At 75.2% G+C, this 23,478-nt stretch carries 20 protein-coding genes; 3 read left to right on the top strand and 17 right to left on the bottom strand.

The window, feature by feature from the left end:
• Positions 1-10: 10 nt before the first annotated feature.
• The 3 genes from HOP40_RS31530 to HOP40_RS31540 all read right to left on the bottom strand — a co-directional run bounded on the left by HOP40_RS31530 (position 11) and on the right by HOP40_RS31540 (position 4,404).
• The gene (locus HOP40_RS31530) at positions 11-733 is read right to left on the bottom strand and encodes a LamB/YcsF family protein (protein ID WP_172166276.1); all 723 of its coding nucleotides are present in this window, start codon (positions 731-733) and stop codon (positions 11-13) included.
• 2 nt (positions 734-735) lie between these two features.
• Positions 736-3,093: a xanthine dehydrogenase family protein molybdopterin-binding subunit gene (locus tag HOP40_RS31535; RefSeq protein ID WP_172166278.1), complete on the bottom strand. Its 2,358-nt coding sequence runs from the start codon at positions 3,091-3,093 to the stop codon at positions 736-738.
• A gap of 78 nt (positions 3,094-3,171) precedes the next feature.
• Positions 3,172-4,404 carry an aminotransferase family protein gene (locus HOP40_RS31540; RefSeq protein ID WP_240157380.1) on the bottom strand — a complete coding sequence of 411 codons (1,233 nt, stop codon included), beginning with the start codon at positions 4,402-4,404 and terminating at the stop codon, positions 3,172-3,174.
• A 63-nt stretch (positions 4,405-4,467) separates the two neighbouring features.
• Between HOP40_RS31540 and HOP40_RS31545 the strand changes: the two genes are divergently transcribed.
• Positions 4,468-4,953 carry a DnaJ family domain-containing protein gene (locus tag HOP40_RS31545; protein ID WP_172166280.1) on the top strand — a complete coding sequence of 162 codons (486 nt, stop codon included), beginning with the start codon at positions 4,468-4,470 and terminating at the stop codon, positions 4,951-4,953.
• Here HOP40_RS31545 and HOP40_RS31550 read toward each other — a convergent pair.
• The 4 genes from HOP40_RS31550 to HOP40_RS31565 are packed head-to-tail and all read right to left on the bottom strand — an operon-like array spanning position 4,950 to position 7,475.
• Positions 4,950-5,918, bottom strand: a complete 969-nt coding sequence (locus HOP40_RS31550; RefSeq protein ID WP_338053080.1) for an EamA family transporter — start codon at positions 5,916-5,918, stop codon at positions 4,950-4,952. The two genes, HOP40_RS31545 and HOP40_RS31550, sit on opposite strands and share 4 nt — an antisense overlap.
• On the bottom strand, positions 5,915-6,352 hold the full coding sequence (locus HOP40_RS31555) for a GlcG/HbpS family heme-binding protein (protein WP_172166283.1): 438 nt from the start codon (positions 6,350-6,352) through the stop codon (positions 5,915-5,917). Before HOP40_RS31555 ends, HOP40_RS31550 begins: the two co-directional genes overlap by 4 nt.
• Positions 6,349-6,777, bottom strand: a complete 429-nt coding sequence (locus HOP40_RS31560) for a nitroreductase family deazaflavin-dependent oxidoreductase (protein ID WP_172166286.1) — start codon at positions 6,775-6,777, stop codon at positions 6,349-6,351. The genes HOP40_RS31555 and HOP40_RS31560 overlap by 4 nt, the downstream gene beginning before the upstream one ends.
• Entirely contained in the window at positions 6,774-7,475 is a 702-nt protein-coding gene (locus HOP40_RS31565; RefSeq protein WP_240157381.1) for a M50 family metallopeptidase, read from the bottom strand. Before HOP40_RS31565 ends, HOP40_RS31560 begins: the two co-directional genes overlap by 4 nt.
• A gap of 61 nt (positions 7,476-7,536) precedes the next feature.
• On the opposite strand from HOP40_RS31565, the gene HOP40_RS31570 reads away from it, so the two are divergent.
• Positions 7,537-8,424 (top strand): helix-turn-helix domain-containing protein, encoded by an 888-nt coding sequence (locus tag HOP40_RS31570; RefSeq protein ID WP_240157382.1) that lies wholly within the window; start codon positions 7,537-7,539, stop codon positions 8,422-8,424.
• An 11-nt stretch (positions 8,425-8,435) separates the two neighbouring features.
• Here the strand turns inward: HOP40_RS31570 and HOP40_RS31575 are convergent, their stop codons facing one another.
• The 8 genes from HOP40_RS31575 to HOP40_RS31610 form a co-directional block, all read right to left on the bottom strand.
• Positions 8,436-9,071 (bottom strand): LysE family translocator, encoded by a 636-nt coding sequence (locus HOP40_RS31575; RefSeq protein ID WP_172166295.1) that lies wholly within the window; start codon positions 9,069-9,071, stop codon positions 8,436-8,438.
• A gap of 153 nt (positions 9,072-9,224) precedes the next feature.
• The gene (locus tag HOP40_RS31580) at positions 9,225-12,239 is read right to left on the bottom strand and encodes a bifunctional [glutamine synthetase] adenylyltransferase/[glutamine synthetase]-adenylyl-L-tyrosine phosphorylase (RefSeq protein ID WP_240157383.1); all 3,015 of its coding nucleotides are present in this window, start codon (positions 12,237-12,239) and stop codon (positions 9,225-9,227) included.
• Positions 12,240-12,337: 98 nt separating this feature from the next.
• Positions 12,338-13,438, bottom strand: coding sequence for a glutamate-cysteine ligase family protein (locus HOP40_RS31585; RefSeq protein ID WP_240157384.1), 1,101 nt, complete (start codon positions 13,436-13,438; stop codon positions 12,338-12,340).
• A gap of 67 nt (positions 13,439-13,505) precedes the next feature.
• Complete coding sequence (locus HOP40_RS31590; protein WP_240157385.1) at positions 13,506-14,930, bottom strand: RNB domain-containing ribonuclease; 1,425 nt, start codon at positions 14,928-14,930, stop codon at positions 13,506-13,508.
• 37 nt (positions 14,931-14,967) lie between these two features.
• Positions 14,968-15,684 carry a maleylpyruvate isomerase family mycothiol-dependent enzyme gene (locus HOP40_RS31595; protein WP_240157386.1) on the bottom strand — a complete coding sequence of 239 codons (717 nt, stop codon included), beginning with the start codon at positions 15,682-15,684 and terminating at the stop codon, positions 14,968-14,970.
• A 70-nt stretch (positions 15,685-15,754) separates the two neighbouring features.
• A complete protein-coding gene (locus HOP40_RS31600; protein WP_172166298.1) occupies positions 15,755-16,594 on the bottom strand; it encodes a fumarylacetoacetate hydrolase family protein in 840 nt (279 codons plus the stop codon).
• A 95-nt stretch (positions 16,595-16,689) separates the two neighbouring features.
• Positions 16,690-17,859: a serine hydrolase domain-containing protein gene (locus HOP40_RS31605; protein WP_172166301.1), complete on the bottom strand. Its 1,170-nt coding sequence runs from the start codon at positions 17,857-17,859 to the stop codon at positions 16,690-16,692.
• A 133-nt stretch (positions 17,860-17,992) separates the two neighbouring features.
• Positions 17,993-20,368 carry a xanthine dehydrogenase family protein molybdopterin-binding subunit gene (locus HOP40_RS31610; RefSeq protein WP_172166304.1) on the bottom strand — a complete coding sequence of 792 codons (2,376 nt, stop codon included), beginning with the start codon at positions 20,366-20,368 and terminating at the stop codon, positions 17,993-17,995.
• Between the two features lie 182 nt (positions 20,369-20,550).
• Between HOP40_RS31610 and HOP40_RS31615 the strand changes: the two genes are divergently transcribed.
• Positions 20,551-22,203 (top strand): fumarate hydratase, encoded by a 1,653-nt coding sequence (locus HOP40_RS31615; RefSeq protein WP_172166307.1) that lies wholly within the window; start codon positions 20,551-20,553, stop codon positions 22,201-22,203.
• A 21-nt stretch (positions 22,204-22,224) separates the two neighbouring features.
• Here HOP40_RS31615 and HOP40_RS31620 read toward each other — a convergent pair whose 3' ends face one another.
• Together HOP40_RS31620 and HOP40_RS31625 are read right to left on the bottom strand one after the other, a co-directional pair.
• Positions 22,225-23,034 carry an HpcH/HpaI aldolase/citrate lyase family protein gene (locus HOP40_RS31620; RefSeq protein WP_172166310.1) on the bottom strand — a complete coding sequence of 270 codons (810 nt, stop codon included), beginning with the start codon at positions 23,032-23,034 and terminating at the stop codon, positions 22,225-22,227.
• Positions 23,031-23,474, bottom strand: a complete 444-nt coding sequence (locus HOP40_RS31625) for a MaoC family dehydratase (protein ID WP_240157856.1) — start codon at positions 23,472-23,474, stop codon at positions 23,031-23,033. Before HOP40_RS31625 ends, HOP40_RS31620 begins: the two co-directional genes overlap by 4 nt.
• Between the last annotated feature and the right edge of the window lie 4 nt (positions 23,475-23,478).

The raw sequence follows: 23,478 nt of genomic DNA on the forward strand, positions 1-23,478 counted from the left end.
GGGGCAACTCCTAGGACAGGTGGGGGGCGAGGGCGGAGCGGACGGCGGTGGCCAGCTCGACGGCGTTCGGGGTGTCGGAGTGGACGCAGACGCAGTCGGCGCGGACCGGGATCTCCGTCCCGTCGACGGCGGTGGCGACGCCGTCGGTGACCGCCCGCACCGCGCGCTCCGCCGACCGCTCCGGGTCGAACGCGTCGTGCTTGCGCGTGATGATCAGCGAGCCGTCCGGGCGGTAGTCGAGGTCGGCGTAGTACTCGGAGATGAACCCCGCGTCGCGCTTCCCCCACACCTGCTCGTGGACGGTGCCGGCCATGCCCATCAGCGGGACGCCGAACACGTCGGCGGCGTCGGCGATGGCGCCGGCGACCTCCTCGTCGCGCGCGGCCATGCCGTAGAGCGAGCCGTGGGCCTTGACGTGGTTCAGCTCCATGCCCTCGGCCCGCAGGAACCCGACGAGCGCCCCGACCTGGTAGAGCACCGCGGCCGTGAGCTCGGAGCGGTCCATCTTCATCTCGCGGCGGCCGAAGCCCTCGCGGTCGGGCAGCGACGGGTGCGCGCCGACCTTCACGCCGTGGGCCTGGGCCAGCTTCACCGTGGACGCCATCACCGACGGGTCCGACGCGTGGAAGCCGCAGGCCACGTTGGCCAGCGTGATGAGCGGCATGAGGCCCTCGTCGTCGCCGCAGCGGTAGATCGAGAACGCCTCGCCCATGTCGCAGTTGATGTCGACCATCGCTACCCCCTGGCCTCCCGGATCGCCCGCCACACGCGCTGCGGAGTGGCCGGCATGTCGATGTGCGTCACGCCCAGGTGCGCCACCGCGTCGATCACGGCGTTCACGACCGCGGGCGACGACCCGATCGCCCCCGACTCCCCGATGCCCTTGACGCCCATCGGGTTCGTCGGCGACGGGGTGACGGTACTGCCGAGCTCGATGTGCGGCAGGTCGGAGGCGGCGGCGAACTGGTAGTCGGCGAGGGTGCCCGTGGTCGGGTTGCCGTCGGCGTCGAACGTGGCCTCCTCGAACATCGCCTGGCCGATGCCCTGCGCGATCCCGCCGTGCAGCTGCCCGGCGACGATCTCGGGGTTGACGACGTGGCCGCAGTCGTCGACCGCGACGAACCGGCGGATCCGGCTGAACCCGGTCTCGGTGTCGACCTCCATGACGCAGATGTGGGTGCCGAAGGGCCAGGTGAAGTTGGGCGGGTCGAACGCGTTCTCCGCGGTGAGCAGCGGCTCCATGCCCTCGGGCAGGTTGTCGGCCAGGTAGGCGGCCATCGCCACCTCCTGGATCGTGATGCCCGCGTCGGTGCCGCCCACGGTGAACCGGCCGTCCTCGAACGACAGGTCGTCCTCGGAGGCCTCCAGCAGGTGCGCGGCGATCGTCCGGGCCTTGTCGACGACCTTGTGCGCGGCCATGTGCACCGACACCCCGCCGACGGGGAGGCTGCGCGAGCCGTAGGTGTCGCGGCCGAACGGGGCGACGGCGGTGTCGCCGTGCAGCACCTCGACGTCGTCGGGGTGCACGCCCAGCGCGTCGGCCGCGATCTGCGACCACGCCGTCTCGTGGCCCTGCCCGTGCGGCGAGGTGCCCGTGACGACCTCGACCTTGCCGCTGACCAGCATCCGGACCGTCGCGGCCTCCCAGCCGCCGCTCTGCAGCCGCACGCCCGCCGCGACCTTCGACGGCGACAGCCCGCCGCTCTCGGTGAAGTTGCCGATCCCGATGCCGATCTGGACGGTGTCGCCGGACTCCCGGCGCTGCTTCTGCTCCGCGCGCACGGCGTCGTAGTCGACCAGGCGCATCGCCTCGCGCATGCAGGGCTCGTAGTCGCCCGAGTCGTACATGACGCCCGACGGGACGGTGCGGTTCTCCAGGAACTTCGGGTGCAGGTTGATCAGCCGCACCTCCGCCGCGTCCATCCCCAGCTCGCGCGCCAGGTCGTCCATGATCCGCTCGTGGGCGTAGGCGGCCTCCGAGCGCCCGGCGCCGCGGTAGGCGTCGGTCGGGGTGAGGTTGGTGAACACGCCGCGGCAGGTGAAGGAGTAGGACCCGAAGTCGTAGAGCCCGCAGTAGGTGAACGCGCCGAACACCGCGATGCCCGGGGTGAGCAGCTGCAGGTAGGCGCCCATGTCGGCGAGCAGGTCCACCTTCATCCCGAGGATCTTGCCCTCGCGGGTGGCGGCCACGGCCATGCGCTGCACCTGGCCGCGGCCGTGGGTGGTGGCGACGTGGTGGTCCGAGCGGGTCTCGTTCCAGCGCACCGGCTTCTTCAGCCGGCGGGCGAGCGCGAGCGCCAGCGCCTCCTCGGCGTAGACGTTGAGCTTGGCGCCGAACCCGCCGCCGACGTCAGGCGCGATCACGCGCAGCTTCGAGTCGGGCATGCCGACGACCATGGCGCCGATGTCGCGCAGGAAGTGCGGCACCTGCGTGGAGGAGTAGATCGTGAAGCCGCCGCCCACCGGGTCGGGGCTGACGAGCACCGCGCGCGGCTCCATCGGCGAGGGCAGCACGCGCTGCTGCAGGTACCGGCCCTCCACGACGACGTCGGCCTCCGCGAACGCCGCGTCGACGTCGCCGGTGGCCAGCGGCCAGGTGTAGCAGTGGTTGGTGCCGAGGCCCTCGTGCACGAGCGGGGCGCCCGGCTCCAGCGCGGCCTCGACGTCGAACACGCCGGGCAGCGCCTCGTACTCGACCTCGATCAGGCCGAGCGCGTCCTCCGCGGTGGCCGCGTCGACGGCCAGCACCACCGCGACGCCGTCACCGACGTGGTTGACCTCGTCGACGGCCAGCGGCGGGTGCTCCGGGATCTTGATGTCCTCCGTGACCGGCCACCCGCAGGGCAGCCCGATCGCGAACTCCGACGCCAGGTCGGCGCCGGTGAACGCGGCGACGACGCCGGGCAGCGCCAGCGCCGCGGAGAGGTCGACCGAGGTGATGCGGGCGTGCGCCAGGGGGCTGCGCAGGACGGTGAGGTGCAGGGCGCCGGGCATCGCGATGCCGTCGACGAAAGTGCCCTGCCCGGTGATCAGCGCGGCGTCCTCGCGACGCAGGATGCTCTGCCCGACGTACTTCTCGGTGGTGGTGGTCACGTGGAGCTCCCTCGGGGACGAGTCGGCGCGGTGTGATCCAGAACGCTAGTGCACGCGGGCTCTGCCGGAATAGTCCGATCAGCGGGAGATCGAATCGAGGGCTCCTCGCACCTTGTCCACGAGCAGGTCGAGGTGCTCGGTGGTCGCGGTGAGCGGCGGGGAGAAGCCGAGCGCGCTGGTCATCGGCCGGATCAGCACGCCGCGCTCGCGGGCGGCGCGGGACACGACGGCCGGGGCGACGGACGGGTCGAGCTCGAGCGCGCCCAGCACCCCGGTGCCCCCACGCACCTCCGTGACCAGCGGGTGGTCGGCCAGCGTGCCGAGCGCCGCGGCCAGCTCGCCCTCCAGCACGAGGGCGCGGGCGAGCAGGTCCTCGCGCTGGAGGATCTCGATGTTCGCGAGCGCCGCGGCGCAGGCGGTGGGGTGCCCGCCGTAGGTCGCCCCGTGGCGGAACGGGGCGGCGCCGTCGGCCCAGAACGGCTCGGCGACGCGCTCGTGCACGACCACCCCGCCCAGCGGCACGTACCCGCTCGTGACGCCCTTCGCGAACACCACGAGGTCGGGCACCACGCCGTAGCGCTCGATCCCGAACCACGAGCCGAGCCGGCCGAAACCGCAGATGACGGCGTCGACGACGAGCAGCACGCCGTGCCGCGCGCACACCTGCGCCACCGCCTGCACGTACCCCTCCGGCGGAGGCAGCACCCCGCCCGCGCCGATCACCGGCTCCACGACGAACGCGGCGACGCGGTCGGCGCCCAGCCGGGTGATCTCGGCGTCGAGCGCCGCGGCGTCGTCGTGCGGGACCTGCACGACGTCGGGCACGAACGGCCCGGCGAGCCGGTTGGCCGGCATGCCGGCCAGCGCCGTGCCGAACCCGTGCGTGCCGTGGTAGCCGTGCTCGCGGCTGATCAGCACGGTCCGCTCCGGCGAACCGGTGCGCGCCCAGTACTCGCGGGCCAGCTTCGCGGCGGTGTCGATGCCGTCGCCGCCGCCGCTGCCCAGGAACACCTTCGCGCCCGGCACCGGGGCCAGCGCGGCCAGCCGGTCGGTCAGCTCGCGCGCCGGCTCGTTCGTGACGTCGCCGAAGGTCTGGTAGCTGGCCAGGGCCGTCATCTGGGCGTGCACGGCGTCGGCGATCTCGCGGCGGCCGTGCCCGACGTTGACGCACCACAGGCTGGCCGTGGCGTCGAGGTAGCGGGAGCCGGCGTCGTCGAAGACCCAGACGTCCTCCCCGCGGGTGAGCACGAACTCGGCGCCGCGGACGGCGCCCATCGCGGCGAACGGGTGCCAGAACGCGGAGTCGCCCATGGTCGCGATCCTGCCACCCGGACGCCCTGCGGGGCACCGGCCCGCGCACTACCGTCGGGAGGCGTGGTGCAGTTCCCTCCGCCCTACGAGTCGGCGGTCGACCGCGCGATCCGGGAGGCCGCCGAGCGCGGCGCCTTCGACAACCTCCCCGGCAAGGGCAAGCCCCTCCCCCAGCTCGACGAGGACGAGCTCGGCTGGGTGCGCCGCTGGCTCGACCGCGAGGGCGTGTCGTCGGAGATGCTGCTGCCGACGCCGGTGCAGCTGCGCAAGGAGATCGACCGGCTGCCGCAGACGCTCGCGGCACTGAAGCGCGAGTCCGACGTCCGCGACGCCGTCTCCGAGCTCAACCGGCGCATCGCCGAGCACATCCGGTACCCGAGCGGGCCGCGGATCCCGGTGCGGCTCGTCGACGCGGAGCGGGCCGTGGCGCAGTGGAGGCAGGGGCGGGAGGCGCAGCTCCCGCCGCCGGCGGCGCCCGTGCCCGAGCCCCCGGCGTCGGCCCCGGCTCCGCGGCGGCGCCGCCGCTGGTGGTGGTGGCGCGGCCGCTAGGCCCGACCGGGCAGCGCCGCGTCCGGGAGCGCCGCCGGGCGCGCGGTGTTCGTCAGCGCCACCCCGGCGAGGATCAGCGCCCCGCCCAGCGCCTGCACCGGCGTGAGGAGCTGCCCCAGCAGCAGCCACGACGCCACGGCCGACACGACGACCTCCAGCAGCGCCACGAGCGAGCCGCGGGTGGCCCCGATCCGGCGCAGCGCGGCCACGCCGGTGAGGTAGGCGACCACCGTCGAGACGACGACGAGCAGCCCCGCGGCCACCGGCCACCCGACGTCGGCACCGGCCAGGACGACGCCCGTCACCGACGGGTCGACGACGACCGGCAGCACCCCGACCAGCCCGAGGAGCCCGATCAGCACCGCGCCGACGGTCATGCCGACGCCGGCGAGCACGAGCGGTGGGGTGGTGCTGCCCGCGCGGTCGGCGATGAGGAAGTACGCGGCCTGGCAGACGGCGGCGACGAGCCCCCACACCAGTCCCTCGACGCGCAGCGCGGACCCCGACCAGACCTCCACGACCAGCGCCAGCCCGACGATCGCGACCCCCGCCCCGAGCACCGTCCGCGGCCCGGGCGGCGAGCGGCGCACCACCCACACCCAGGCGATCACCAGGATCGGCCCGAGGTACTCCAGCAGCAGCGCGATCGCGACCGGCAGGTACTGCAGCGCGCTGAAGAACGCGAGCTGCACACCCGCCATCGCCAGCACGCCGTAGAGCAGCAGCGCGGGCCCGTCGGCGCGCAGCGCGGCGAGCACCCCGGGACGGGTGACGGCGAGCAGCACCAGCAGGATCGCCGCCGCCCCGCCCAGGCGCACCAGCACGGCACCCGACGCCGACCAGCCTGCGCTCGTCAGGGCGCCGGCGAACGGGCCGGAGAGCCCGAACGACAGCGCCGAGGCCAGCGCGAGCCCGAGGCCCGCGCCGGCCCGCGAGGTGGTCGCCGGGATGGCCGGTTCGGTCAGTCCTCCGCCCCGGTGCGCGCGACGAGCCCGGCCGCCGCGATCCCGGCCAGCGCCGCCGCCTCGTCGTTGAGCGAGGCGTCGCCGGTGACGCCGACGGCGCCCAGCAGCGCCCCGCCCGCGTCGTGCACGAACACCCCGCCGGGCACCGAGAGGATCTTCCCGCCGGCCAGCGCCGCGACGGAGGTGAAGAACTCCGGGGAGTCGGCGGCGCGGGCGGCGATGGCGCGGTTGGTCATCCCCAGCGCGAGCACGCCCGAGGCCTTGGCCGTGGCCAGCTCGGGGCGCAGGAAGCCCGAGCCGTCCTGGCGGGCGAGCGCGACGACCGCGCCGCCCGGGTCGAGGACGGCCACCGTCAGCGGGTTGAAGCCCTGCTCGGTGCCGTGCGCGAGCGCGGCGTCGACGATGGTGCGGGCCTGGTCGAGGGTGATCGTCACGCGGCGGAGTCTAGGCGGGTGAGCGCGATCAGGGGGATCGTGCGGTCGGTCTTGCGCTCGTACTCGGCGAAGCCGGGGCTGGCGGCCTTGATCTTCTCCCAGAGCTCGTCGCGCTCGTCGCCGACGAGCTCGGTGGCCTCGACGGTGAAGGTCTCGACGCCCACCTCCACGGCGAACCGCGGGTTGGCCCTGACGTTGTGGTACCAGTCGGGGTTGGTCGGCGCGCCGGCCTTCGAGGCGACGATGACCGTGCGGCCCTCGCCCTGCGGGAAGTGCACGAGCGGCGTCACGCGCTCGGTGCCGCTCTTCGCCCCGACGTGGTGCACCAGGATCATGTCCGCGCCCTCGAACGGGCCGCCGACCCGCCCCTCGTTGGCCCGGAACTCCTCGATGATCTTCGCGTTCCAGTCGTTCGTACCGCTCATGTCGCTCCTCGCAGCAGCAGGACCCACGCGGCCGTGATCACGGCCACGCCCGCGATCAACCAGAACAGCGCGGCCCACATTCCGCCCGCGACGCCCGTCAGCCGGGCGAGCACGTCGGCGTCGGAGCTGCCGTGGTGGCCGCGGCGGCGCCCGCGCTGCAGCTCGCGCACCGCCCGCAGGCCCCCGAGCAGCAGGAACCAGCACAGCGCGGCGGCGAACCCGTCCTGCAGCCGCGGGGAGCCGTAGAAGGAGACGGCCGCGACGAGGGCCCCGGTGGCCACCACCGCGATCACCCCGAAGAGGTTGCGGACGTGCACGAGCGTGGCCGCCAGCAGGACCAGCGCGGTCCACAGCGCCCACTCGGCGTGGTCGGCGGCCACGAGCACCGCGCCGCCGAGCCCGAGCAGCGACGGCGCCGGGTAGCCGCCGAGGAACGTGAGCACCAACCCCGGCCCGGCCGCGGCGCCGGTCGAGACGGTGAGCCCGGAGGTGTCGGCGTGCAGCCGGATGCCGGTCAGCCCCCGCCCGGCCAGGACGGCGACGATCGCGTGCCCGCCCTCGTGGGCGATCGTCACGACCGTCCGGGTCCAGCGCCACGACGTCGACCACAGCACCGCGACCAGCGCCAGGCCCAGCGCGAGGAGGACGACGGGGCGTTGGTCGACCAGCGTGCCGAGCACGTCACCGAGATCCCCCACCGGGCCAGTCTGGCAGTAGTGCTTTGACCTTCCAGCGGCTGGAGACTCCAGGATGGCGCCCATGATGCTGACGATCGGGCAGCTCGCCGCCCGCACCGGCGTGCCGGTCCGGACGATCCGGTTCTGGTCCGACGAGGGCCTGCTGCCCGAGACCGACCGCTCGCGGGGCGGCTACCGGCGCTACGACGCCGCGGCCGCCGCCCGCCTCGACCTGGTCCGGACCCTGCGCGAGCTGGGCCTGGGCCTCGACGACGTGCGCCTGGTGCTGGAGCGCCGGCGCAGCGTCGAGGAGGTGGCCGCGTCCCACGTCCGCGCCATCGACGATCGCATCCGCACCCTGCGGACCCAGCGCGCCGTGTGCACGCTGCTCGCCCGCGGGCCCCACTCCCCCAGGAAGGCCGCACTCATGAACGACCTCGCCCGGCTCTCGGCCGCGCGCCGCCAGGAGATGATCGACGAGTTCGTCGACGCCGCGTTCGCCGGCACCGACCCCGACGCCCCCGGCGCCGGGATCGCCACCTCCATGCGCTCGCTGCCCGCCGACCTGCCCGACGACCCGACCACCGAGCAGGTCGAGGCCTGGGTGGAGCTGGCCGAGCTGGTGTCCGACCCCGCGTTCCGCGCCCGCGTGCGCGAGATGGCGGTGGCCGGGTCGGCCGCCGAGCACCCGCCCGCCGCCGACCCCGCCGCGGTCGCCGAGCACGCCGGCCCGGCGCTGGCGGCCGGCGTCGACCCGGCGTCGGCGCAGGCGCGGGAGGTCGTCGAGCGGATCGCGCCGCCCGGCGTCGACCGGGCGGAGCTGGCGGCGGCGATCACGGTGTTCGCCGACCGGCGGGTCGAGCGCTACTGGGCGCTGCTCGGGGTCCTCAACGGCTGGGACCCGTTCGCGCCGACCGTCCCGGCGTTCGAGTGGTTCGCGGAGGCCCTGCGGGCGCACGCCGCCGAGTAGCGGCCGGCCGGTCAGTCGCGGCGCCCGCTGACCGCCAGCCCGGCCCCCATCGCGATCATGGTGAGCCCGCCGAGGCCGCCGACCCGGCGCAGCCGCGCCGGGGAGGTGGCGAACCAGTCGCGGGCGGACCCCGCGGCCAGCCCCCACGCCGAGTCGAGCACGGCGGCGATCACCGCGAACAGCAGGCCCAGGACGAGCATCTGGCCGGTCGCGCTGCCCGCGCCGGTGTCGACGAACTGCGGCAGCACCGCGGCGAAGAAGATCAGCACCTTGGGGTTGGTGGCGCCGACGACCACGCCCTGCCAGTACAGCCGCCGGTCCAGGACGCCCGGCGCGGCGCCGAGCGCGACGGCCAGGTCGCCGCGGTGGCGGATCGTCTGCACGCCGAGGTACACGAGGTAGGCGGCGCCGACGAGCTTGAGCACGGTGAACACCGCCACCGACTGCGCGGCGACCGCCCCGAACCCCAGCGCCACGACCACGACGACGAGCGCGGCGCCCGTCGTGTTGCCGGCGACGCTGGTCAGGGCGGCGCGGCGGCCGTGGGCCAGTGCGCGGCCGACGATGAACAGCACGCTGGGCCCGGGGACGACGACGAGCACGATCCCGGCCAGCGCGAACGTCACGAGCGTCTCGACGGAGGGCATGCGGGTGACTCAACCCCACGCCCCGGTTGCAGGAAAGCCACTTTCCCGCAACCAGGTGGCAGGAACGTGGCTTTCCTGAACCTCGGGCGGGCGGGCGGGCGGGCGGGCGGGCGGGCGGGCGGGCGGGCGGGGCGGGGCGTGCGGGCCCCGGGCTCACCAGCCGTAGAACACCCGCTCCACGACCGCACGGGACCGGCGGGTGACGCGGCGGTAGTCGTCGAGGAAGACCCCGGAGTCCCCGTCGGCCGGGTACCCCAGCGCGGCAGCCACGGCGGCCAGCTTCCGGCCCGACCGCGGCAGCTGGTCGCCGGGCTTGCCCCGCACCAGCATCACGGCGTTGCGGGCGCGGGTGGCCGTCGTCCAGCCCGCCGCCAGCTCGGCCACGTCCTCCGCGGCGAGCAGCCCCGCCTCCCCCGCCTCGCGCAGGCCGTCGAGGGTGGACGTGGTGCGCAGCTCGGGCAGGTCGCCCGCGTGCTGGAGCTGGAGCAGCTGCACCGTCCACTCGACGTCGGCCAACCCGCCCAGCCCGAGCTTGGTGTGCAGGCTGCGGTCGGCGCCGCGGGGCAGGCGCTCGGCGTCGACGCGGGCCTTGATCCGGCGGATCTCGGTGACGGCGGCGTCGGGCAGGCCGTCGGCCGGGTAGCGGATGGGGTCGACCAGCGCGACGAACCGCCGCCCGAGCCCGGCGTCGCCCGCCACGGGCCGGGCCCGCAGCAGCGCCTGCGCCTCCCACGTCTCCGACCAGCGCGCGTAGTAGTTGCGGTAGGACTCCAGGGTGCGCACCAGCGGGCCGGAGCGGCCCTCGGGGCGCAGGTCGGCGTCGACGACGAGCGCCGGGTCGGGGCTCGGGCTGCCCAGGCGGCGCCGCACGGTCTCGGCGACCGTCGTCGCGTACTTGACGGCCTCCTGGTCGGTCGCGCCGTCGACGGGCTCGCAGACGAACAGCACGTCGGCGTCGCTGCTGTAGCCCAGCTCCGCGCCGCCGAGGCGACCCATCCCGATCACGGCGATCCGGGCGGGCGGCTCCGCGGAGCCCAGCGCCCGCTGCACCGACGCCAGCGTGGCCTCCAGCACCGCGACCCACACGCTCGACAGCGCCGCGCAGACCTGCTCGGTGTCGAGCTGTCCCAGCAGGTCGGCGCACGCGACGCGGAGCATCTCGTGGCGGCGCATCGAGCGGGCCGTCGCCGCGGCGGTGTCGGGGTCGTGCTGGCGGGCGACGGTGGTGCGCAGCGACGCCGCGAACTCGGCCGGGTCGCGGGTCAGCTCGTCGGGCCGCCCGCCCGACGGCGCGGCGAGCAGCCGCAGCACCTCCGGGGCCCGCACGAGCAGGTCCGGGACCAGCGCGGACGTGCCCAGCAGCCGCATCAGCCGGGACACGACGAGGCCCTCGTCGCGCAGCAGGCGCAGGTACCACGGCGTCGACGCCAGCGCCTCGGAGACGCGGCGGTAGGCGAGCAGGCCGCGGTCGGGGTCGGGGCTCGCCGACAGCTCGTCGAGCAGCACCGGCAGCAGCGTGTGCTGGATCGCGGCGGCGCGCGAGACGCCGGCCGTGAGCGCGCGCAGGTGCCCCAGCGCCCCCTCCGGCGACGCCCAGCCCAGCGCCGCGAGCCGGGCGGCCGCAGCGGGCTCGGACAGCCGCGCGGTGTCGGCGGGCAGCCGCGAGACCGCGCTGAGCAGCGGCCGGTAGAACAGCTTCTCGTGCAGCCGCCGCACCCGGCGGGCGTTGCGCGTCCACTCCGCGAGCAGCACGCCGACGACGTCGTGGCGCCCGTCGGGCCGCAGCCGGGCGGCGCGGGCCAGCCAGCGCAGCGCCGCGGTGTCCTCGGCGGCGGGCAGCAGGTGGGTGCGGCGCAGCTTCTGCAGCTGCAGGCGGTGCTCGAGCAGGCGCAGGAAGCGGTAGGACGCGGCCAGGTTGGCGCCGTCGTCACGGGCGACGTACCCGCCGTCCGACAGCGCCGCGAGGGCTTCCAGCGTGGTCGGTGAGCGCAGCGCCTCGTCGGTGCGCCCGTGCACGAGCTGCAGCAGCTGCACGGCGAACTCGACGTCGCGCAGCCCGCCGCGGCCCAGCTTCAGCTCGCGCTCGGCGATCTCGGGCTTGACGTGCTCCTCGACGCGCCGGCGCATGGCCTGCACATCGGCGACGAACCCGTCGCGCTCGGCGGCGCTCCACACCATCGGCGCGACGGCGTCGAGGTAGGCGGCGCCCAGCTCGGGGTCGCCCGCGATCGGGCGGGCCTTGAGCAGCGCCTGGAACTCCCACGTCTTGGCCCAGCGCCGGTAGTAGGACACGTGGCCGTCGAGCGTGCGGACCAGCTCCCCCTGGCGGCCCTCCGGCCGCAGGTTCGCGTCGACCTCGAAGCACGCCTCCCCGGCCACCCGCATCATCCGGGCGGCCAGCTTGGAGGCGGCCGGGTCGGCGGGCTCGGCGACGAACACGACGTCGACGTCGCTGACGTAGTTCAGCTCGTGCCCGCCGCACTTGCCCATCGCGATGACGGCGAGGCGCCCGTCGCCGGCGTCGGCGCGCTGCGGGAACGCCTCCGCGGCGGCCACGGCGATGGCGGCCTGCAGCGCGGCGGCGGCCAGATCGGCCAGGTGCGCCGCGACCTCGTCGACCTCCAGCACGGCCAGCTCGGGCTCCCCCACCGCGGCCAGGTCGGCGGCGGCGAGGACGAGCAGCTCGTCGCGGTAGGCGGTGCGCAGCGCCTCGATCGCGGCGGCGCCGGTGAGCGTCGCCCGCCCGCCCTGCGGGCTGCCGGCGGGCGCGGCGTCGGGGTCGGCCCCGACGGCCTCGAGCAGCGTCCGCGGGTAGGACGCCGGGTCGGGCGCGCAGTCGCCGGCGAGGCGGTGCCAGCGGTCGGGGTGGGTGACGAGGTGGTCGGCGAGCGCCGTCGAGCTGCCGAGCAGGCCGAACAGCCGCCCCCGCAGGCCGGCGTCGGCGCGGAGCGCGGCGTCGAAGGCGGGGCGGTCGGGCAGCGCGGCGACGAGGCGCTCGGCGCTGCGCAGGGCCAGGTCCGGGTCGGGGCTGCGGGCCAGCGACCACATCACCGGCTCCGCGCCGGGCGCCGGCCGGTCGCCCGCCCACCAGCCGATCTCGGTGAGCGTGGCCTCGGCCCAGGGCTCGGTGAGCCCGAGCCGCGCGAGCGAGGTCCCGGTGCGCGTCACGGCCCTGATCCTGCCTCACCGCGACCGGATCCGGGGTACGCGCCGGGCGCCGGCTCCCGGTCCGACCCGGCTCCGGCCCGCCTCAGCTCCGGCCCGCCTCAGCTCCGGCCCGCGTCCACCCGGCGCAGCCCCGCCACCGCCTCCCCGGACTCGTAGCGGGCGAGCAGGTCGACCGCCGGGCACCAGCGCCGCTCCCACCGCCCGCGCAGGGCGTCGATCCGGGCGAGGTCGGCGGGGCGGCCCGCCAGCGCGCGGGCCGACGCGTCGATGAGGTCACCGGTGCGGCGGTGCACGCCGTCCTCGGCCAGGCCGTCCTGCGCCACGTAGCGGTGGGCGGCGGCGTCGGGGACGGTGGCGCGCCCGGGCAGGGTGTCGTCGAGCGCGAGCCCGGTGAGCAGGCTGAGCAGCTCGCCGTACAGGTCGGGGTCGGGGCAGGCGTCGAACGCCTTGAACTCGATGCGCCCGATCTCGGCCGGCAGGCGCGCCACCTGCGTCAGCGACGGGTCGCTGGGCACGTGCCCCTCCTCGGTCGCGAGGAACACCAGCGCCGCCGGGCGGGCCCCCGTGCGCAGGGTCGTGCGGGCCGACAGCCCGCCCCACGGGACGCCGTCGCGGAACGGCGAGGAGAACGACAGCGGCACCAGCCAGGGGCTGTAGTGGGTGAGCTTGCGGGCGACGTCGACGGGGTCGGCGAGGTCGGCGGCCGAGAGGTTGAGGTCCGGGCCGTAGGTGAGCATGTGCAGGTGCGCGGTGCGCTCCTCCGGGGAGCCCTGTCGGTGGGCCTCCTCCCACGCGTTGAGCGGGGGCTCGATCGCGTAGTCCGACCGCACCGGGTTGAACGCGACGACGCACGTGCGCAGGTCGCCGGCGGCCAGCGCGCCGTCGAGCAGGTCCTGGTCCGCGCGCAGCGCCGCGACCGCCTCCTCCACCGAGTCGTGGATGCGGGTGCGGATCTCCAGGCCCTTGGGGTCGCAGCGGACCAGCCCGCCGTCGTCGTCGAAGCGCTCGTAGCCCTCGACGTACCAGCGCTTGCGCTTGATCCCCTGGTCGCCGATGCGCAGGCCGGGGTAGTCGGCGGCGTCCTCGGGCAGGGCGTCGACGACGCCCTGGAGCTCCTCGAAGGCGACGTCGGTGAAGTCGGCGAAGCGGCCGTCGGTGCGCACCAGCGCCACCTCGTGCTCGATGCCGTAGCGGAACAACGTGCAGACCTCCGGGCTCGCGACGCGCCGCCTGCGCGCCGCGGGGAAGGCTACCCTCAGCGACCGCTCAGGCACCCGCCGCCGAGAACGCGATGCGCCCGGTGGCGGGATCGGCCTCCACGAGCCGGACGGTGGTCGTGACGCCCGCCTCCAGCGGTCCGTCGCAGCGCGCGAGCACCGGCGGGTCGGCCAGGTACACCTCGCCGGCCGCCCCGTCGGCCTCCGACGGGCGCAGCACGATCACCCGGAACTCCTCGCCGATCCGCCCGGCCAGCAGCGCGGCCTCGGTGCGGTCGACGCAGGCGCGGTCGACCTTCGCGGCCGTGGAGTCCGACGCGGCCATCAGCTCGGGCAGCACCGGCAGGGCGGTGCGCAGCCACCCGGGCAGCTCCTCCCCCGCCGCCAGGGCGAGGCACACCTCGGTGCCGAACCGGTCGACGAGGCGCCGCAGCGGCGCGGTGACGTGCGCGTAGGGCGCCCCGATCCCGCCGTGGCCCGGGTCGTCCGGTGCCGCGACGCCCCCGGCGACGTCGAACGCCGTGTAGCCGGCCCCGCGCAGCAGGGTCGTGGCCGCGCGGCGCAGCGCGAGCGCCGGCGCGTCGTCGCGCGGGAGCCCGGCGAGCAGGGCCGCGACGGCGTGCACCGTCGGCTCGGTGCGGAAGCCCAGCCCGGCCGCGGTGCGGGCGAAGGAGGCCAGCGCCCCGGCGTCGGGCGCGGGGAGCGTTCGCAGCAGCCCGACCCCGCCCCGCAGCATCACGGCCCCGGCCGCCATGCCGGTGAGCAGCGAGATCTCCGCGTTCCACGACTCGACGTCGAGCCGGGCGCGCACCCGCACGGTCCAGCCGCCGGCCCCGTCGGGGAGCACCTCCTGCTCGGGCAGCTCCAGCTCGATCGCGCCGCGCGCCACGGCCAGCGCGCGCCGCAGCCGTCCGAGCTCGGGCAGCGCGGCGATGGCGGGGTGCAGCGGCCCGCCGCTGTCGACGTCGGCCTGCACGCCCGCGTAGTCCAGCCGCGCCGACGAGCGGACGACCGCGCGCCGGACGTCGACGTCGGTGACCTCGCCCGCGGCGTCGAGCCCGATCGTCCAGAGCACCGCGGCGCGCGGGCCGTCGGGCAGCAGGCTGGCCGCGTCCTCCGACAGGACCGGCGGGTGCAGCGGCACCGAGCCGTCGGGCAGGTAGTAGGTCTGGCCGCGCCGGCGGACCTCGGTGTCGAGCGCGCCCCCGGGCTCCACGACGGCGCCGAGGTCGGCGATGGCGTAGTGGACGCGGAATCCGTCGCCGTCGCGGGCGACCCCGACGGCCTGGTCGAGGTCCTTCGACCCGGGCGGGTCGATCGTCACCAGCGCGAGGTCGGTGGCGTCGAGCCGGCCCTGCGACGGCGGGCGCGACGCGGCGCGCGCCGCCTCGCCGAGCACCTCGGGCGGGAACCCCTCGGGGAGGTCGAACTCGGCGCGGATCGCGGCGAAGTCGGGACGCGCGGGAGCGGGCACGATCGCAGCCTGCCACGCCCGCCGCGCGCGGCGCCGCTCAGAGCCAGCGCGGCAGCACCGGTGGCTTCTTCCCCTCCGACGTGCGCAGGTCCTTGCCCCGGGAGCGGCCCAGCGCCCAGCCCGCGAGCGAGGCCGCCGGGCCGCGCACCTCGGGCCCGGTGCCGTCGCCGAGCACCCAGCTGCGGTCGACGTCGGTGGTGGCCAGGCGCAGCGGCGGGCAGTCGGGCTTCGCGCCGACGACGCGCACGACGTCGGTGACGACCTCCACCAGCATCGGGACGGGCAGGTCGGCGAGCGACGCGCCGACGTCGAGGTCGACGGCGTGGATCCACATCTCGCGCGCCCGGATCCACGGGATGTCGGTGGCCGGGATCTCGACGCCCTGCACGTTCTTCACGTGCGCCGACCACGCCTGCTCGGTCATCTCCCGCACGGCCGCCGCGAGCCGGTCCGACGAGGCGATCACGTCGTCGCGGATCGCGGCCGGGGCGCGCGTGGCCCCGGCCTCGATGTCGGCGTCGCGCGCCTCCGCGCTGGCGTACGCGGGGGTGGGGACGCCGGTGCGGGCCCAAATCAGGAGGTTGATCATGCCGTCGGCGTTGCGCGCGATGTGCGTCAGGACGTGCGCGCGGCTCCAGCCCGGCAGACCCGACGGGGCCGGGAACGCGTCGTCGCCCATGCGGGACATGAGCCCGCGCAGGTGCGCCGCCCCGTCACCGGCCCAGGCGAGGGTCTCCGCCAGCGAACGGCTCACTGCGCTCCCTCGCTTCGCTCGGTCGGCACTGTCCGTGGCGGCTGCGTCGGTCGTTCGCTCGCAGGCTCGCTCACCGCTTCTCCTTGCGGCAGGTGTTGCGCAGCTCCCCGACCCCGGCGACGGAGGTGACGAGCACGGCGCCGTCGGTGAGGTAGCGCGGGGGCTTGCGGGCGTGGCCGACGCCGCCGGGCGTGCCCGTCGCGATGACGTCGCCGGGGTTGAGGGTGACGATCTCCGACAGGTAGACGACCAGGTCGACCGCGCCGAAGACGAGCTCGGCGGTGGTGGAGCTCTGCACCGTCTCGCCGTCGAGGACGGTGGAGATGGCCCAGCCGCTCTCCGGGCCCCCGCCGGGCAGCTCGTCGGGCGTGACCAGCCAGGGACCGATCGGCGTGGAGTGCTCGAACGTCTTGCCCTGGAGGAACTGCTTGGTGCGGTTCTGGTAGTCGCGCACGCTGACGTCGTTGAGCACGGTGTAGCCGGCGATGGCGGCCGCGGCCTGCTCGCGGGTGGCGTGGCGCACCGGGGCGCCGATGACGACGGTCAGCTCGGCCTCCCAGTCGACCTTGTCGGAGACGGCCGGCAGCACGACGTCGTCGTGCGCCCCGACCAGCGACGGGGCGAACTTGGCGAACAGCGTGGGGTACTCGGGCAGCTGGTTGCCCATCTCGAGCACGTGGTCGCGGTAGTTCAGGCCGACGCAGATGATCTTCTCCGGCGACGGGACGAGCGGGGCGTAGTCGAGACCCGCGACCTCGTGGGACGGCCCGGCCGCCGCCGCGGCGTGCGCGGCCCAGTCCGGGCGCTCCAGCAGCGCGCGGACGTCGGCGTCGCCGGTCTCCACGGCTCCTGCGTCGTCCACCCGCACCGCACGGTGCCCCGTGGCGGTGCGGATCGTGGCCAGCCTCATCGCGTCTCCTCCGTCGTCGGCCCGGTGGGGGCCGTTCGGGGGGAAGTCTCACCCAGCCCGCCCCCGGGACGCACCCGGGGGCGGACGCGGACGGGTCAGAGCGAGGCGTAGAGGGCCCTCTCGTAGTTCGCGTACAGCTCCAGGGCCTCCGGCGGCACGAACGGAAGGAAGTTGGAGTAGATCGACCCGCAGATCCCGGTCGTGGGGTCCACCCAGAAGTGGGTGTTGGCCAGGCCGGCCCAGGCCCCGCTGTAGGCGCGGCGCATGCCCGGGACGTCCTGCGTGTTGAGCAGCAGCCCCAGGCCCCACTTGTAGCCGGGGCCCGCGTTGAACTCGTGGGTCGCGGTCGGGTCGGCCGTCGGGATCGCGGGCGGGAAGTCCAGGTCGCCGATCTGGTTGGTGAACGCCTGGTCGACGGTGGCCTGCTGCAGGATCCGCACGCCGCCGAGCTCGCCGCCGCCCAGCAGGGCCTGCTGGAACTTGATGTAGTCGCGCGGCGTCGAGTACAGGCCGTGGCCGCCCGCGAAGTACTCCGGGGTCTGGTTGAGCTCGATGCCGGAGTCGACCCAGCGGCCGTCCTCGCCCTTGACGTGGACCGGCGTCAGCGAGTCCTTCCAGCCCTCGTTGAGCTGGAACGCGGTCTCGGTCATCCCGAGCGGGCCGGTGATGCCGTCCTTGATCACGACGTCGAGCGTGGTGCCGGCGGCGGCCTCGACGACCTTGCCCAGCCAGTCGGTGTTGATGCCGTAGACGTAGGCGGTGCCGGGGTCGGCGAGCAGCGGCGCGGTGAAGATGACGTTGGCCCCCGACAGCACGTTGGGCGTGCTGGTGGCGGCCTCCCACTTCATGAGGTCCTCGCTCCAGAACCAGTACCCCAGGCCCGAGGTGTGCGTGACCAGCTGCCGGACGGTGGCCTGGCTCTTCGGCGCGCGCAGCCGCGGCGTGTCGCCGTCCCAGCCGTCGAGGACCTGGACGTCGGCGAACTCCGGGCAGTAGTCGGCGATCGGCGCGTCGAGGTCGATCGCGCCCTTCTCGACCTGCTGCAGGGCGGCCGTGGTGGCCACCATCTTCGTCATCGACATGATCCGGAAGTGGGTGTCGACGGTCAGCGGGTCGTCCGAGCCGGCGGCGCGGGGCCCGGCGGCCCCCTCGTAGATGACGCCGTTGCGGTCGGCCGCGATGGCCGCCACGCTCGGGACGGCGCCGGCGTCGACGGCGGCCTGCAGCACCTGGTCGATGGCTGAACTGTCTCTGGACGGGCTCACGGGGCGCACTCCTCGGCGGTGGGGCGTGTGGCGGTGGGGCGTGTGGCGGTGTGGCATGTGGAACGGGTCACACCCTTGCCCTGCCCGTGCCGAGCGTCAATGCCCGTCGACGCGTCCGGCGGCCCGCCCGCTCTCAGATCTCGCCGCCCTCGGGCGCCGCCGCGGCCGCGCCGCGCACCGGCAGGGTCGCGAAGACCTCCGGCGGCTCGCGCCACGGGTCGGGCAGCGTGCCCGCGCGGCCCTGCTGCACGGCCCGCCACACCCGCTCGGGCGTGCACGGCAGGTCGACGTGCCGCACGCCGAACGGGCGCAGCGCGTCGACCACGGCGTTCTGCACGGCGGGCGTCGCCCCGACCGTCGCGGACTCCCCGATGCCCTTCGCCCCCAGCGGGTTCAGCGGCGTCGGGGTCTCCGTGTTGGCGGTCTCGAACGTGAACAGGTCGGCCGCGGTCGGCATCCGGTAGTCGGCCAGCGTGGCGGTCAGCGGCTGGCCCTCGTCGTCGAAGAGGACCTCCTCGTACAGCGCCTGCGCGATGCCCTGCGCGAGCCCGCCGTGCTGCTGCCCGGTGACGAGCAGCGGGTTGAGGATCCGGCCGCAGTCGTCGACGGCGACGTGACGGCGCGGCGTGACCTTGCCTGTCTCGGTGTCGACCTCCACGACCGACACGTGCGCGCCGAACGGGAACGTGGCGCCCTCCTGGCGGAAGTCGAGCCCGGCGTGCAGCTCCTCCCCCGAGTCGGCCGCGGCGGCGGCCGCGACCTGCGCCCAGGTGACCGTCACGGACGGGACGCCGGCGACGCCGAACTCCCCGTCGTCCGTGAGCTCCACGTCGTCCTCGGCCGCCTCCAGCAGCGCCGCGGCCTGCCGCTTCGCCTGCTCCAGCACGTCGTCGGCGGCGACGAGCACGGCGTTGCCGCCCAGCTGCAGCGACCGGGATCCGCCGGTGCCGCTGCCGCGCGGCACCAGCGCGGTGTCGGACTGGACGAAGGTGAAGCGGTCCATCGGGATGCCGAGGCGGTCGCTCGCGAGCATCGCGAACGCCGTCGGGTGGCCCTGGCCGTGGCCGGACGTGCCGGCCGAGATCGTGGCGCTGCCGTCGGCGTGGACGGTGACCGAGCCGAACTCCGAGCCCCCGCCGCCGGCGGTGATCTCGACGTAGACGCAGATCCCGATGCCCAGCTGCACCGGGTCGCCGCTCTCGCGGCGCTCGGCCTGCTCCTCGCGCAGCTTGTCGACGTCGGCCAGGCGCAGGGCCTCGCGCAGCGGCAGGTCGTAGTCGCCGACGTCGTAGCGGGCGCCGGGGAGCGTGGTGTGCGGGAAGCCGGCGGGGTCGAGGAAGTTGCGGCGGCGCAGCTCGGCGGGGTCCAGGCCCAGCTCGTCGGCGGCCATGTCCATGATCCGCTCGAGGTGCGCGGTGGCCTCGGGGCGCCCGGCGCCGCGGAAGGCGCCCATCGGGGTGGTCGTCGTCAGCGCGACGGCGGCGTCGTAGCCCAGCCGCGGGATCGCGTAGACGCCCTGGCTCATGGTGTAGGTCGGGCCGAGCGCGAGCGCCCCGCCGAACCCCGCGTACGCGCCGGAGTCGGCCACCACCCGCGCGCGCAGGCCGGTGATCCGGCCCTCGCGGGTGAGCCCCAGCTCGTAGTAGGCGATCTGGCCGCGCCCGTGCGGCATCGAGACGAGGTTCTCCGAGCGGGTCTCCACCCAGCGGACCGGGCGCCCCAGCGCGCGGGCCGCGCCGATCGCCACCGTGTGCTCGGCGAGCACCCCGGCCTTGCCGCCGAAGCCGCCACCGACGTGCGGGGTGATCACCCGCACCTGCTCGGGCTCCAGCCCGAACAGCCCGGCGGCCTGCGCGCGGAAGCCGTGCGGCATCTGCGTCGAGACCCGGATCGTCAGGCCGGCGTCGCCGGGCTCCACGAGGATCGCGTTGCCCTCCATCGGCAGCACCGCGAGCCGCTGGTTGACCATCCGCGCCCGGACGACGACCTCGGCGTCGTCGAGGACGTCCCCGCTGCTCGCGTCACCGTCGCTGCGCACGCCGCCCGCGAGGTTGGTGTCCTGCCCGGCGTACTGCGGTGCGGCGCCCGGCGCCAGCGCGGCCTCCGGGTCGACGACGGCGGGCAGCGGGTCGTAGTCGACCTCCACGAGCTCGGCGGCGTCGACGGCCTCCGCGGGCGAGCCGGCCACGACCACGGCGACGGCCTCGCCGACGAACCGCACGGTGCCGGTGGCCAGCGGCGGGCGCGGCAGCGCGGGGTTGAGCACCATCAGCCCGTGGTGCGCGGGGAGGTCGAGGTCGTCGGCGGTGAACACGGCGACGACGCCCGGCGCGGCCGCCGCGGCCGCAGTGTCGATGCCCGTGACCCGGCCGTGCGCCAGCGGCGAGCGGACGAAGGCGAGGTGCAGCACGCCGTCGACGGAGTGGTTGCCGACGTAGGTGCTCGCGCCCGTGACGAGGTCGCGGTCCTCGACCCGGCGGACGGAGGTGCCGAGAATCGATCCAGCCATGACCCCCACGCTATCGGGTCATGTCAGCGGTTGCTTGCGGTTGACGGAACCTCCCCGAACGGGGAGGGTCTCCACCCGGAGACCCCGCGTCGAGGGACCTCACGGTCCCGCTGCGCGTTCCCCGGGGGGTCGGACTGGTCGGGGGCCGGTCCGGCCTCCCGACCCGTACGTAAGGTGGGCGCGTGACCGAGTTCCGCCACACCGACGTGCTCCCCCTGGGCCCCGACTCCACCGAGTACCGGCGCCTGGACCTCCCCGCCGGAGAGGTGGTGGAGGCCGCGGGGCGCACCTTCCTCGAGATCGCCCCCTCCACGCTGACCGCGCTCGTGCGGGAGTCGGTCCACGACATCCAGCACTACCTGCGCGCCTCGCACCTCGCGCAGCTCCGGTCGATCGTCGACGACCCCGAGGCCTCGCCCAACGACCGCTTCGTGGCCACCGACCTGCTGCGCAACGCGTGCGTGTCGGCGGGCGGCGTGCTGCCGATGTGCCAGGACACCGGCACCGCGATCGTCATCGGCAAGCGCACGGAGACGGTGCTGACCGGCGGCACCGACGAGGAGGCCGTCTCGCGCGGCATCTTCGAGGCCTACGACCAGCTCAACCTGCGCTACTCGCAGATGGCGCCCACCTCGTTCTGGGACGAGCGCAACACCGGCACCAACCTGCCCGCGCAGGTGGAGCTGTACTCGGTGCCCGGGCAGGCCCCGAAGTACGAGTTCCTGACGATGGCCAAGGGCGGCGGCAGCGCCAACAAGACCTTCCTCTACCAGGAGACGAAGGCGCTGCTCAACCCGAAGAAGCTGGCGTCGTTCCTCGACGAGAAGCTGCGCTCGCTGGGCACCGCGGCCTGCCCGCCCTACCACCTCGCGATCGTCGTGGGCGGCATGTCGGCGGAGTACACGCTCAAGGTCGCGAAGCTCGCCTCGGCGCGCTACCTCGACAACCTGCCCGCCGCGGGCTCCGAGCTCGGCCACGCCTTCCGCGACCACGACCTGGAGAAGCAGGTCCTGGAGCTCACCGCGCAGTTCGGCATCGGCGCGCAGTTCGGCGGCAAGTACTTCTGCCACGACGTGCGCGTGGTCCGGCTCCCCCGTCACGGCGCCTCGCTGCCCGTCGGCATCGCGGTCTCCTGCTCGGCCGACCGCCAGGCCAAGGCGAAGATCACGCCCGAGGGCGTGTTCCTGGAGCAGCTCGAGCGCGACCCGGCCCGGTTCCTGCCCGAGGTCACCGACGACGGGCTGTCCACCGACGTCGTGCGCGTCGACCTCAACCGCCCGATGAGCGAGATCCGCGCGCAGCTCTCCGCGCTGCCGGTGAAGACCCGCCTCTCGCTCACCGGCCCGCTGGTCGTGGCCCGTGACATCGCCCACGCCAAGATCGCCGAGCGGCTCGACGCGGGCGAGGAGATGCCGGCCTACCTGCGCGACCACCCCGTCTACTACGCCGGCCCGGCCAAGACCCCCGAGGGCTACGCCTCCGGGTCGTTCGGGCCGACCACCGCGGGGCGCATGGACTCCTACGTCGCCCAGTTCCAGGCCGCGGGCGGCTCGCTGGTGATGCTGGCCAAGGGCAACCGCAGCCAGCAGGTCACCGACTCCTGCGCCGCCAACGGCGGGTTCTACCTCGGCTCGATCGGCGGCCCCGCCGCGCGGCTGGCGCAGGACTGCATCCGCAAGGTCGACGTGCTGGAGTACGCCGAGCTGGGCATGGAGGCGGTCTGGAAGATCGAGGTCGAGGACTTCCCGGCGTTCGTCGTGGTCGACGACAAGGGCAACGACTTCTTCTCCGAGGTCAGCGCGCCGACGCTGCAGATCGGCTTCCGCCGGTCCTGAGCCGCACGCAGAGTTCGGCGGTCACAGCCCGGCGCGCTCCAGCACGGCGCGGGCCATGCGCACGTGCACGTCGTCGACCATCTGCCCGTCGACGAGGCCGACGCCCTGCGCAGACGCCTCGACGACGGCGCGGGCGTGCGCCACCTCGGCCTCCGACGGTGTGAAGGCCTCGTGCGCCAGCGGGACCTGCGCCGGGTGGATGCAGAGCTTACCCGCGTAGCCGAGGTCGCGGGCGTGGCCGGCCTCGCGGCGGAACGCGTCGTCGTCGTGCACGGCGACCACGACCTGGTCGAGCACCGGCACGCCCGAGAGGCGTCCGGCCAGCGCGACGCGGCTGCGGGCGTAGAGCACCTCGTGGCCGTCGGCGGTGCGGCGGCCGCCGAGGTCGGCGACGTAGTCCTCGGCGCCGAAGTAGGCCGCCGCCAGCCCACTGCCCTCGAGCAGGACGCGGCTGTCGGCCACGCCGAGCGCGGTCTCCAGCCCGCCGACGACGACCGCGTCCCCCCGCCCGCGCACCGCGAGCCGCGCGCGGAGGTCGTCGAGCTGCTCGGGGCGCTCGAGCTTCGGGAGCACCACCCCGTCGGCCGCCGTGCCCGCCACCGCCTCGACGTCGTCGGCGAACCAGGGGCTGCCGGGCGGGTTGACGCGCACGAGCACCACCGCGTCGACGTCGAGCACCGCCAGCGCCGCGACGACGGTGGCCCGCGCGGTGTCCTTGTCGCCGGCCGCGACGGCGTCCTCCAGGTCGAGGACCACGCCGTCGGGCCGGGAGCGGCCGACCTTGGCGATCATGTCGGCGCGCCCGCCCGGGACGAACAGCAGCGACCTCATGCCGGCCTGCACCGCATGAACGCCGCCCGCGTGGCCCGGCAGACGACCTCGCCGCGCTGGTTGGACGCGTCGTGGCGGAACGTCACGATGCCCGCGTCCGGCCGCGACGAGCTCTTCCGCGCCTCGAGCACCTCGGTGACCACGCGGATCGTGTCGCCCGCGAACACCGGCTTCGGGAACTCGATGGCGGAGAAGCCGAGGTTGGCGATCGTGGTGCCCAGCGTCAGCTCCGGCACCGCCAGCCCGACGACGAGCGCGACGGTGAACATCGAGTTCACCAGCGGGCGCCCGAACTCCGTGCCGGCCGCGAACTCGGCGTCGAGGTGCAGCGGCTGCGGGTTCATCGTCATCGTCGTGAACAGGACGTTGTCGGTCTCGGTGACCGTGCGGCGCGTGGCCGCCTCCACCACCGTGCCGACCGTGAGGTCCTCGAACCACATCCCG

This window comes from Pseudonocardia broussonetiae, from assembly GCF_013155125.1.
GTDB classification, from domain to species: Bacteria; Actinomycetota; Actinomycetes; order Mycobacteriales; family Pseudonocardiaceae; genus Pseudonocardia; species Pseudonocardia broussonetiae.